Genomic DNA, 11,258 nt, shown 5'->3' with positions numbered 1-11,258 from the left:
TCAACCGTTCGTGTCGGGTACGACGACTCGGAGTCCATTGCATCGATCGTTGACGATCAACTGGCACGACAAGCGTGAGTGTGACTGCACCCCATCGAGGTACTCGAGTAGATCACGCTCCTCGTCCGTGGCCTCGTCGAACAGCCCCTGGGAGTCCTCGTCGAGGAAAACATGACAAGTTGCGCACGAGCAGCTTCCACCGCATTCGGCGACGATCCCCGGGAGATTGTTGCGGACCGAGCCGTCCATGATGCTCTGACCGGACGGGACGTCGATAGTCGACTCACTTCCATCGGGCAGTACGTAGGTGATCTCGCTCATTTGCGTTTCCTTCAAGTCAGTGAAGTTCCAGTCGGACGGGCAGATTCTTGAGGCCGCCGACGAAGTTCGTCTGGAGCACGCGTGCGTCACCGATCTGCTCCAACTTGGCGATCTTCGGCAGCAGCTCTTCGAACATGATTCGAAGTTCGATCTTCGCAAGGTGCTGTCCGATGCACATGTGCGGCCCGTACCCGAAAGCGATGTGCTTGTTGGGCTTCCGGTCGAAGCGAAAAGTGTCGGGTGAGTCGAACACGTCGCTGTCGCGGTTCGCTGACTGGTAGAGAAGCACCAGTCGATCACCCTTCTTGATCTGCTGTCCACGGAGTGTGTAGTCGACGGACGCCTGGCGGGTGAACTGCTTCACCGGCGATGCCCAGCGCAAGGACTCGTTCACCAGATCGGGGATCAGAGAGGGGTCGGCCTGTACCCGGGCGAGCTGGTCAGGGTTCTCGATCAATGCATGCAGACCGGTCGCCAAGGTGGTCGACGTGGTGTCGTGACCAGCGGTTGCGATGGCGATGAACCAGCCGTAGGCGAAGGTTTTCGGGTAGTAGTCGCCGTTCTCGTCCTTCCCGGCCGCGATCAGAGTCGCGAGGTCGTCGCGGGGATTCGCGCGACGGTCTTCGACGAGTGCGTCGAAATAGGCGTAAAAATCCGCGATGGCAGCCGAAAATTGTTGCGCTGCCGCTTCCGGGGTCAGGGGTTCGACGTCGTCACGCTGCTCGTCGGGATCTGCGACTCCGAAGAAGTCCTGAGTCAACGCCATCATCCGCGGCTCGTCTTCTTCCGGGACACCGAAGAGGCTCATGATCACGTGGAGCGGAAAGGACTTGGTGAAGTTCTCGACGAGGTCGATCTCGGTTCCCGATCGGCGAAGCTCCGCAACCGATTCCTGTGCCAGCTCCCGAATGATGCCTTCCCACTTCTTCAGGTTCGCCGGCCGGAACCAGTCCGCGGCGAGATCCTTCACTGCGGTGTGCTCAGGTGGGTCCAGATAGGTGATCGTGTCGAGGATCCGGAGACTGCCGCCGGTCAGGCTCTTGGTGAAGGCATCACCCGCCTGATTCGTGAGAATCGGATTGTGGGAGCCCTTGTCCTCTCCGCCACCGCTGTTGAAAATCTGGGGTTGTTTTTCGATTTCCATGATGTCGGCGTGCTTGGTCACCAGCCACAGAGGATCGTAGCCCTCGACCTCCACCTTCCCGAGCGGGTTGTTGGTTCGCAACCACTCGTAGGCCGCGTAAAGTGAAACTTCGTCCCTATGGCCCTCAGGTAGGACGATCTGCTCGGCGATGCTTTTCGGGATCGGAACGCTCGATACGTGTTCGACGGTAGTCACACTGACTCCTCGCAGTTTGAATTCTCTACATCTTCACTGTGATCCAAGTCTCTCGTAGGCCGCCCGATGAAACGTCATCTCTACGAGAGATATTCGTACGCCCTTAGGGCGAGATCGCTTCGTGATCAAGTAGCTGGAATCAGCGAAACAGGGGCTGCTGCAACATTGTTGCGCAGCCCCTGTTTCGGGTAGCTTTGGTCTTACTCGTTGCCGGTCAGTTCGGCCGCCTGCTTGCGAAGCAAGAACTTCTGGATCTTCCCGGTAGCGGTGGTGGGAAGTTGGTCGACGACGACCACCTTCTCGGGGATCTTCTGCATCATTGCTTTGCGTTCGTTCCGGAGGAAGTCCGCCAGGTCCTCGAGTGTCGGCGCGGGACCGTCGACGACGATGAAGGCGCACACCTTCTCGCCGAGGCGGGGATCGGGCATGGACACCGCGGCCGCTCCCATGATCTGCGGATGCGCCAGTAGGTGTTCTTCCACCTCGCGTGCCGAGATGTTCATTCCACCACGGATGATCAGGTCCTTGATCCGGCCGGTGACCCGCAGATATCCGTCTGTGTCGACGCGGCCCAGATCACCTGAGGAGAGGAACCCTCGATCGTCGACCGATGCAGCCGTGCGCTCGGGGTCGCGCCAGTATCCGAGGAAGATTCCCGGCCCTCCGTAGAAGATCTGGCCTTCCTCGCCGGCCGTTACGATGGCACCTTCCTCGTCGCGGATCTCGAGATCGACACCATCGAAGGCGCTCCCGTCGGAGGAGAGCACCTTTTCGATGGGGTCGTCGACACGCACCGCCGTCACCAGTAGCCCTTCGCTGCTGCCATAGACCGGGAGCAGCGTACAGTCGGGCAGAGCCGTCTTCCATTCCGTCAGAAGGATTTCAGGAATAGGTGCGCCGGCGCTGACCCAGAGTCGCATCGAGGTCACGTCGTGGTCGGCACCATCTTCGATGGCTCCGAGTGCCATCTGGAGGAACGGTGTCGCGGCCATGCTGACCGTGGTCTTGAACTCCGCGATACGCCGGAGGCCTTCGTTCGGCTCCCACACGTCGAGGAGATGGATCCCACTGCCGAGGATCAACGGCGTCGCCACGCCCACGGCCAGCCCGGTCGCATGCGTGACGGGCGAGGGCATGAACATCACATCGTCAGGATTCAGACCGATCACCTGCCCACCCAGTCCGTAGACGGTGAAAGAGAGTGTGTTGAAGGTGTGCTGGCACCCTTTTGGTCGCGACTCTGTCCCCGATGTGTAGATGATGGCATGGGCCGCATCGGCAGATGGAGGTGGCCCGAGTTCGTCGTCACCGGGGACGCCTTCACCGGCGGTCAGTGAATCGAACGCGATCTCGTCGGCGCCCGCATTTCCGCGCACGACGACGACGTGCTCGAGTCCGGGAACCTCGGGGCGGACCTCGGCCAGCATGTCGGTGTACCGGAACTTCCGGAATTCCTCTGTGACAAAGGAGATCTTGGCACCGGAGTGCTCGAGAACGTATCGGACCTCATCGTGCCGGTACACGGGCATCGTCGGCACGAGTACGGCGCCGATCCTGGCGAGCGCCACATAGATGACGACGAATTCGTTCCAGTTCGGCAACTGGACCTGGACGCGGTCACCCCGCTCGATTCCGAGCTTTTTCAAAGAGGCCGCAAGGCGGTATGCCTGCCCGCGAAGCTCTCCTCGGGTGAGGACGCCGTAGCCATCGGTGACAGCGACGAAGTCCGGGTCGATCGTGGCCCAGCGGTCCACATGTTCGGCCAGGCTCTCGTCACGCCAGTAGCCGTTCGATCGGAACGCCGCGAGCGTGCTGGCACTGTAGCGGTCCTCGGGGAGAATGGCTCCCGCGTGTTCCATGACATCCATGTGCGGATCCTTGCTTTCAGGTGCCTCTCCTCGACAGGAGACAGGCCCGGGAGTAATTGGCCTAACCATAATACCGATCTAAGTGGGGAGGGAAGGTATAAAACGGACACCTTCTCGTCCTCGGGGGTGAGGGAGATACCCCGTGGGGATGAGTGGTCTGTCGGTGCGGGTGCGCCCCGAGCGCCGCACCCGCACCAAATTTTTACAGGTAGATCGACTTCGGCACGAGGTAGGCGGACAGAGCTTCCGGACCCAGTTCGCGACCGAGGCCGCTGGCCTTGACACCACCGAAGGGTGCCGTCGGGTCGGGGAGGTAGCCGTTGATACCGACCGTTCCGGTCTGGATGCGCCGAGCAACAGCGACCCCGTGGTCGTGATCGGCGGTGAAGACGGTGCCACCGAGGCCGAAGTCGCTGTCGTTCGCGATGCGGACGGCGTCCTCGTCGTCGCGGTACGAAATGATCGACAGCACCGGGCCGAAGATCTCTTCCTGGGCGATGCTGTAGTTGTTGTCGACGTCCGCAAAAATGGTCGGTTCGACGAACCATCCCTTGTCGAGGTCGGTGGGGCGCCCACCACCGACCGTGATGCGGGCGCCGTCGCCCTTGCCCTTCGCGATGTAGGACTCCACCCGCTCGCGCTGCCGGGCGCTCGCCATCGGCCCGATCATCGTGGCGGGGTCGAGGGAACTTCCTACGGTCAGTGACCCGGCGAGGGCGCTGAACGTGTCGACCACTTCCTGGTAACGCGATTGCGGTGCCAGAATGCGGGTGCCGAGGTAGCAGACTTGCCCATTGTTCAACATGGTTGCACCGAACAGCTGTTCCCCGACGGTGGCGAGATCCAGATTCGCGTCGTCAAGGATGATTGCCGCCGATTTTCCACCCAGTTCCAGCGTGACCGGGCGAAGTAGCCGACCGCACGCTTCGGCGATGTTACGACCGGCAGCCGACGACCCGGTGAACGCCACCTTGTCGATGCCGGGGTGTGAGACCAGATACGCGCCCAGTTCGCGACCGCCGGGAACGATGTTGATCACGCCGGCCGGCAGGTTCGCCTCTTCGATTGCTTCCGCGAGGACGTAGCTGTCGAGGACTGTTTCGGGGGACGGCTTGATGACGATCGTGCACCCTGCAGCGAGAGCCGGAGCGTATTTGAAGGCGGCGAGAGCCTGCGGGAAGTTCCACGGGACGATGGCGCCGACGACGCCGATCGGGGTCTTGGTGACGAGCGTCGATCCGCCGAGGAGACCCGGCCGCGTCTCCTCGAAGCTGTCGTTTTCGATCAGTCCGGCGTAGTAGCGGAGGAGGATTTGTGGGAAGACCGCCTCCAACTTCTCGGCGACGGCGACGGGCATGCCGTTCTGGGAGCTCACCGCCTGGACCATTTCGGCTGCGCGCTTGTCCAGCGCATCGGCCAGGCGCCCCAGCGCCTGTGCTCGCCGCGCCGGCTCCCACTGCGACCATCCGGCCGGGTCGTCGAATGCGCGGCGTGCGGCGCCGACGGCGGCATCCATGTCGGCTTCAACGCCGTCGGGGGCGTGGCCGACCACCTGTTCGTCGTTGGGTGAGACCACCGTGATCACGCCACTCGAGGTGGGCGCATGCCATTCGCCTCCGATGAAGAAGGCATTGTTGTTCGTGGTCATGACTGGTTCCTCTCGTCTATCTGGGTTGCGGTGCTTTGTTGCCGAGTCGTGAACTCGGACGGTGGCTTACACGGATTCGAGCGGCTCCTCGTAGAGCGGGAATTCCTCGGTGTCGTCGTAGGAGCCGAGGCTCTCCTCGAAACTTTCGTGGATCGCGATCTGGGCGTTCTCGGGGAGGGTGTGCATGATGTGCCGGACGCGTTCCTGGCGGCGGGCGACGGCTTGCCGGAACGGCATGCCGGGTGTGGCTTTCATCTGCGGGACGATGCCTTCGACATCGTCGACGCCGCCGGCGTGGTGGCCGGCGTCGACCATCGCCTGTTCGGCGGCCATGGTGGCTTCGTCCTTTTCCTCGGACATTCCGATCGGGCCGATCATGGTGCCGTTGAGGAATTGTTTGACGACCGGCTGGTCGCTGGTGAGCAGCACTTCGCGGGGTCCGAACATCACCAGTTCCCGGCGGAAGAGCATGCCGATGTTGTCGGGCACCGTGCGTGCGAGGTTGATGTTGTGCGAGACGATCAGGATCGTTGCGTCGATTTCGGCGTTGATGTCGATCAGCGTCTGGGAAATGTAGGTGGTGCGGACCGGGTCCAGACCGGAGTCGGGCTCGTCGACGAGGATGATCTGCGGGTCGAGGACCAGGGCGCGGGCGAGTCCGGCGCGTTTGCGCATACCGCCGGAGATTTCGCCGGGCAGTTTGTCCTCGGCCCCGAGGAGGCCGACGAGTTCCATCTTCTCCATGACGATCTTGCGGACGTCGGATTCGGACTTTTTGGTGTGTTCGCGCAACGGGAACGCGACGTTGTCGTAGAGATTCATCGATCCGAACAACGCACCGTCCTGAAACAGCACCCCGAACAGTTTGCGGATCTCGTAGAGCTCCTTGCTCGAGCACTCGAGAATGTTGGTGCCGTCGATCACGATCGAGCCCTGCTCCGGACGGAGCAGACCGATAAGCGACTTCAGGAACACCGATTTTCCCGTACCGGACGGTCCGAGCAACGCGCTGACCTCGCCGGTGGGGAGGGTCAACGACACGTCCTGCCAGATTCTCTGCGAGCCGAACGACTTGGTCAGTCCTTCGACGGATACCTCGACACCCACCACTACCTCCTACGATTGCGAAAACATCGACTGATCCCCTTGTTTCGGGGAATTGGTCAGACCGGGGTCATCTCCGTCATGACCCATGTCCCGTCCTGCTCGGTCATGCCGACTCGGACGCGGCTGCCGTCCAATTTCGGTGCGGCGCTGTCGGTGCTGGTGGTCGACTGGTTGACGAAGAACAGCAGTGTCACTGCGTCTTCCGACGCGGAGACGACGGAGGATTCGACGACGGTCGCCGACGTGACGACCTGGCGTTGTTTCGCCGAGGGGATGATGACCTCCTTGCCGACGCTGTCGAACTGGCCGCGGAGGTCGCCGCCGAGACTGGGAAGTATGTCGGCGAAGTGCGCGTCGATGGTGTTGAAGTCGTACGACAACACGTCGCCGAGCAGTTGGGTGGCGCGGTCGCGCGCCTGTGTCTGCGCGGCGTCGACCTGGCGGTGGTCGTGCACCTGGAGGGTGATGGCGGCGGCCACCGCGACGAGGCCACCGGCGACGAGCACGGCGAGATAGCGGGTGGCCCGCCGACGTGCGAGGGACCAGGTTGCGACTGCCTGGGGTATTTGGGCGAGTGTGTTTCTCATGCCACGAACTCCACATCTGAGACGAGCCAGCGGCCGTCCACCGAATCGAGGGAGACCTTCATGCGGTACACCCGGATCTCCCCGTCGGGTGCCTCGGTGTTTTTCACCGTGGATGTCACGGCGGCGAGGACGACGGCGTGGTCGTCGTCCGCCTTGACGAGGCCGGCTTCCTTCACTTCGCCGGTCGACTCCACCTGGCCCTGGTTGAGCACGTCACCGAAACTTCCCGATGCGCTGGTGAACTGGTCTCGGAACGGCCCGGTGGTGCCGTCGGCGACGCGCTGGATGTCTTCGTCCACGCTCTGATGCCGCAGCGTGACCAGATTGACTACCACCTGGCGGGCCGTCTCGAGGACCTGTTGGTCTCGGGACTGTGCGGTCTGTTCGGCGCGCAGGTTCGTCCACGAGATCCCGCCGACGACCAGGGCGGCGACGGCGACGAGTACGACTGCCGCCGTCGTCACGATGAACCCTCGGGCACTCTTACGCACTTCGGAGTCGGCTATCGCGGCCGCGGCATCGTTCCCGGCTTGATCGAGGTCTGGTTCGACCTCTACCGGAGCAGTAGTGCCTGCCATGTCAATTCCTCCTCTAACTTTGGTGCAGAAACGCTGGCGATCGAGTACAGATCGCCGTTCGGTGCCCGGAAGTTCCCGGTGATCGGGTCGTACGGGACGCTGGTGTTGCCGTTGCCGCTGGTGAAGTCCTGCGGGTTCGACCATGAGGCCGGTGCGACGGTCAGGGGTTCGGGACCGCTGGGAGCGGGTTGGCTCGCGATCGGGCCCGCGTTCGGTGCACCGGTGTCCGTCGGCGGCGGCGAGTACGGTTGTCCGGGCCGGGCCAGCATTCCCGGCCAGGTGGACGGCAGACCGCCCGGGCAGTTCTCGATCTCGGCTGTTCGCACGGTGGGATCGGTCGCACAGGGGATGTTGCGTGCCCCTCGGGCGACCCGGGGGTCGGCCGGCGGGAGTTTGCAGTAGGAATTTTCCGGTGCCGGGACCGCGCTGAGATCGCTGGGGTCGCGGCGCTGCGTTTCCTGGTACCCCTCGGTGCAGGGGAGCGGGTTCGCGGAGTTGCCGAGTTTGACGTCGAGGGCGCCCTGACCGTACACCCGGTCGTCGGTCTGGACTCCTCGGTGCATGTAGTTGATCGACGCCGACACAGCCGGGTAGATCACCAGGATCTGCTGGATCCCGGGGATGTTGACGCGAGCGACCTCACCGACTGTCTGGAGGTTCGCCAGCAGCAGCGGAACGGTGGGGCGGACGTCGTCGAGAGTGCCGCTGACCGTGTCGAAGAACTGTGACCCATTGTCGAGGACGCCACGGACCTGTGCGTCGCTCATCACCAACTGCTCGGAGAACGAGGACAGATCGCGGGAGAAGCTCGCGATGTCGGCGCGGGAGTCGACACCGGCAGCGAGGACCGGTTCGGCGTCGTCGAGCAGGGTTTGGGTCGTCCCGATCTTCGCCTGCGCGAGTTCGATGAGTGGACGGGAGGAGTCGATGAGCCGCGACAGCGCCGGTCCCGCTCCGTTGAAGGCAGTGTAGGCCTCGTCGACGGTGACGCGGAGGTCGTCCTTGGGCAGCTCGGACAGGAGAACGTTCACCTTGTCGACGACCTCGGAGGCAGGCACCGGGATTTCGGTGTTCGCCTCGGTGATCACGTCACCTTCCGCGAGGAAGGGGCCTTCGGACGACGCCGGAACCATGTCCAGATATTGCTCGCCGATGGCCGAGACGCTGCGGACGAACGCCTGGCTGTCGGCTGGAATCGCGAAGTCCGAATCGAGCTGTAATTCTGCGGACGCTCGATCGGGGCCGACGTCGATCGATTTCACGACGCCGACGTCGACGCCGCGATAGGTCACCAGGGAGTTCACATAGAGGCCACCCGCGCGGTCGAATTCCGCCGTGACCGTGTACATCCCGATCCCGGTGACCCGCTTGAGCCCGAGGTAGTTGACCGCGGCGTTGCCGACGGCGAGAACAGCCACCACTGTGAAGACGATGAGCTGGAAGCGGACGAGTTTCGATCTCATCAGCGCGGTGCTCCGTTCTGCGGTGCGGACGTCGCTGGTCCGCCGGATGTTGTTGCGCCTGTGGGTGCCAACAGAGGATTCACCGCTTGGCGGGCCGGGTTCAGTCCTGCCAACTCGTCGAGCGGGATACTGCCGAGAACCTTGCCGCCGACCGTCTCGGCGCTGACGTCGAGGGTGAGGAAGAGATTCATGTAGTCACCCCGGACGGCGCGCTGGGTGGTCGTGACCGGGAACGGTATGGTTCCGGCGATCTTCAGCGCTTCCGGCAGGTGATCACCGGCCGCAGCGAGCTGCGAAAGCACCGGCTGCAATGACCGCAGATTCGCATCGAGATCCTCGCGGCTGCTCTCGAGCACCTCGGTGGCGACCTCACCGAACCGCCCCACGTCGTCGAGCATCGTGGTGAGTTGTTTCTGCTGTTCGTCGAGGATCTGCATAGCCGGCTCGATCGAGGTGATCCCTCTGTCGATCGTCTGATTCTGACTGGCGAGTTCCGCACCGAGGCGATCGAGCCCGTCGATGGCCCGGACGATGTCCTCGCGTTGTTGGTCGACGCCGCCGACGAACTCCTCGAGGTTGCCGAACAGGCTTCGCAGCGATTCCTCCCGGCCACCGAGTACGCGGTTGAGCTCGGAGGTCACGGTTCGGATCTGCTGCAACCCACTGCCGTTGAGCACGAGAGCGAGCGCCGAGAGCACCTCCTCGGTTGACGGATATTGACTGGTGCGGTCAAGGGGAATCACGTCACCGTCGGCGAGGAGGCCGACTGCGTCCTCGCCGGGCGGCACGGTGAGCTCGAGGTACTGGGAGCCGAGCACACTGGTTTGCGCGAGCTTGGCGCCGACATTCGCTGGGATCTCGGCCTGTGGGTCGAGTTCGAGTGTCAGTTCGGCACCCCAGTTGTCGCCGGTGATGTGGCTGATGTTTCCCACGATGACGTTATTGGCCTTCACCGGTGAGTTGCCCACCAGATTCTGGATGTCCGCCAGCTCGACGGTCACCTCGTGCGTGTCACCGCCGACCGCGTTGCCGGGCAGTCCGATCGAATTGATCCCGTCGAATCGGCACCCGGCCGCCGCGGCCACGACGCCGACGAGCACGGTCGCCGTGAGCGCCGACCTCCGAATAGAGTTCGTCATCGTGGTCCCTCCGGAAGGATGAGGTTCTGGAGACTTTGGGTGATGGAGGCGACGGGATCGGTCGGTGCAGGTGCGCCCGGCATACCCCCCGGCGCAGCCGGGGTGGTGGCAGGTGTAGGTACCGCCTGCCGCACGGCGGCATTGGCCAACGGTGCGGCAAAAGCTCCTGCAGCCGTAGCGCATTCATTTGCGGGTGCGTCGACCGTGGTCAAGAGTGCGCAGATCAGCGAGCGCGGGTCCGGCATCTCGGGCACGGCGAGGGCACCGGTGAGCGAGTTGGCGTCGGCATCGTAGATGTTGTAGAAGTCCGACAGCGCCGTCGGTCCCGAGTGCAGGATCGACATCAGGGTGTCCTGGCGGTCGACGAGCAACCGGGTAATGTCCTCGAGCTGTCCGACGTTCTCGACCAGCGCCCCACGGTTGTCTTCGATGAACTTCGTCACTTCCTGGAACGTGGTCAGCATGCTGCTCAGCATCGCGTCGAGTTCGGTCCGGTTGGCGTTGAGCAACCCCGATACGTTCGCGAATTCGCTGCTGAACGCCCGGATCTGCTGGTCGCTGGCAGCGAGGGCGGTCGTGAACTTCTGCAGGTTTTCAACAGTGCCGAACAGGTCCTCGCCGCTTGCGTTCAGCGTGGTGGCGGCGTCAGAGAGATGGGTGAGGGAGTCGTGCAGCGCCGTGCCCGTCCCGTCCAGGGTCCTGGCGGTGCTGCTCACGAAGCGATTGAGCGAACCGTCCGGGTGCTCCGGGGTGCGGCCGGCGTCCTCGGCGAGCTTGACCACCTGCTTCTTGATCTCGTCGAACTCGACCGGGACGGCGGTGCGGTCGAGGGGGATTTCGTCGCCGTCGGACAGGGTCGGTCCGCCCGAGTATGCCGGTGCCAGCTGGATGTAGCGGCCGGTCACCAAGGTCGGGGCGACGACCGCGGCCTTCGCGTCCGCGGGAACGTCGTAATCGTTGTCGTAGTCGAATTCCACCCGGACCCGCTCGCCGTCCGGTTCGATCGTCGTGATGCGGCCTACCTCGACGCCGAGGATCATCACTCGGTCTCCGACGTACATGCCGGTGGTGTTCCGGAAGTAGGCCGTGACGTGGTTGACGGAGTGGTTTTCGATCCAGGCGGCGGTCACCAGCCCGACGAGGGCGACCGCGATCACCACGGCGAGCAGTTTCGCCGGCAGTGCACGTGCCATTTCCCGTACCGATGC

The 11,258-nt window shown here is 63.5% G+C and carries 10 protein-coding genes; all 10 read right to left on the bottom strand.

The annotated features are described in order from the left end of the window. Positions 1 to 321 (bottom strand): 2Fe-2S iron-sulfur cluster-binding protein, encoded by a 321-nt coding sequence (locus GO592_RS35090; protein ID WP_007299686.1) that lies wholly within the window; start codon positions 319 to 321, stop codon positions 1 to 3. 16 nt (positions 322 to 337) lie between these two features. After that, positions 338 to 1,660: a cytochrome P450 gene (locus tag GO592_RS35085; protein ID WP_007299687.1), complete on the bottom strand. Its 1,323-nt coding sequence runs from the start codon at positions 1,658 to 1,660 to the stop codon at positions 338 to 340. 200 nt (positions 1,661 to 1,860) lie between these two features. Continuing rightward, positions 1,861 to 3,528, bottom strand: a complete 1,668-nt coding sequence (locus tag GO592_RS35080; RefSeq protein WP_007299688.1) for an AMP-binding protein — start codon at positions 3,526 to 3,528, stop codon at positions 1,861 to 1,863. 202 nt (positions 3,529 to 3,730) lie between these two features. After that, positions 3,731 to 5,176 (bottom strand): aldehyde dehydrogenase, encoded by a 1,446-nt coding sequence (locus GO592_RS35075; protein ID WP_007299689.1) that lies wholly within the window; start codon positions 5,174 to 5,176, stop codon positions 3,731 to 3,733. A 66-nt stretch (positions 5,177 to 5,242) separates the two neighbouring features. Further along, entirely contained in the window at positions 5,243 to 6,283 is a 1,041-nt protein-coding gene (locus tag GO592_RS35070) for an ABC transporter ATP-binding protein (RefSeq protein WP_007299690.1), read from the bottom strand. Positions 6,284 to 6,339: 56 nt separating this feature from the next. Then, positions 6,340 to 6,870: a hypothetical protein gene (locus GO592_RS35065; protein ID WP_007299691.1), complete on the bottom strand. Its 531-nt coding sequence runs from the start codon at positions 6,868 to 6,870 to the stop codon at positions 6,340 to 6,342. Then, positions 6,867 to 7,448, bottom strand: coding sequence for a hypothetical protein (locus tag GO592_RS35060; RefSeq protein ID WP_007299692.1), 582 nt, complete (start codon positions 7,446 to 7,448; stop codon positions 6,867 to 6,869). The genes GO592_RS35065 and GO592_RS35060 overlap by 4 nt, the downstream gene beginning before the upstream one ends. Beyond that, positions 7,424 to 8,911, bottom strand: a complete 1,488-nt coding sequence (locus GO592_RS35055) for an MCE family protein (protein ID WP_007299693.1) — start codon at positions 8,909 to 8,911, stop codon at positions 7,424 to 7,426. Before GO592_RS35055 ends, GO592_RS35060 begins: the two co-directional genes overlap by 25 nt. Continuing rightward, positions 8,911 to 10,050, bottom strand: coding sequence for an MCE family protein (locus GO592_RS35050; RefSeq protein ID WP_007299694.1), 1,140 nt, complete (start codon positions 10,048 to 10,050; stop codon positions 8,911 to 8,913). The genes GO592_RS35055 and GO592_RS35050 overlap by 1 nt, the downstream gene beginning before the upstream one ends. Beyond that, positions 10,047 to 11,243 carry an MCE family protein gene (locus GO592_RS35045; protein ID WP_007299695.1) on the bottom strand — a complete coding sequence of 399 codons (1,197 nt, stop codon included), beginning with the start codon at positions 11,241 to 11,243 and terminating at the stop codon, positions 10,047 to 10,049. Before GO592_RS35045 ends, GO592_RS35050 begins: the two co-directional genes overlap by 4 nt. Positions 11,244 to 11,258 lie beyond the last annotated feature (15 nt).

The sequence above is a fragment of the Rhodococcus sp. 21391 genome (assembly GCF_016772255.1).
GTDB classification, from domain to species: Bacteria; Actinomycetota; Actinomycetes; order Mycobacteriales; family Mycobacteriaceae; genus Rhodococcus_F; species Rhodococcus_F opacus.
Note: the sequence above shows the minus strand (reverse complement) of the source record. Positions and strands in the feature narration are given on the sequence as shown.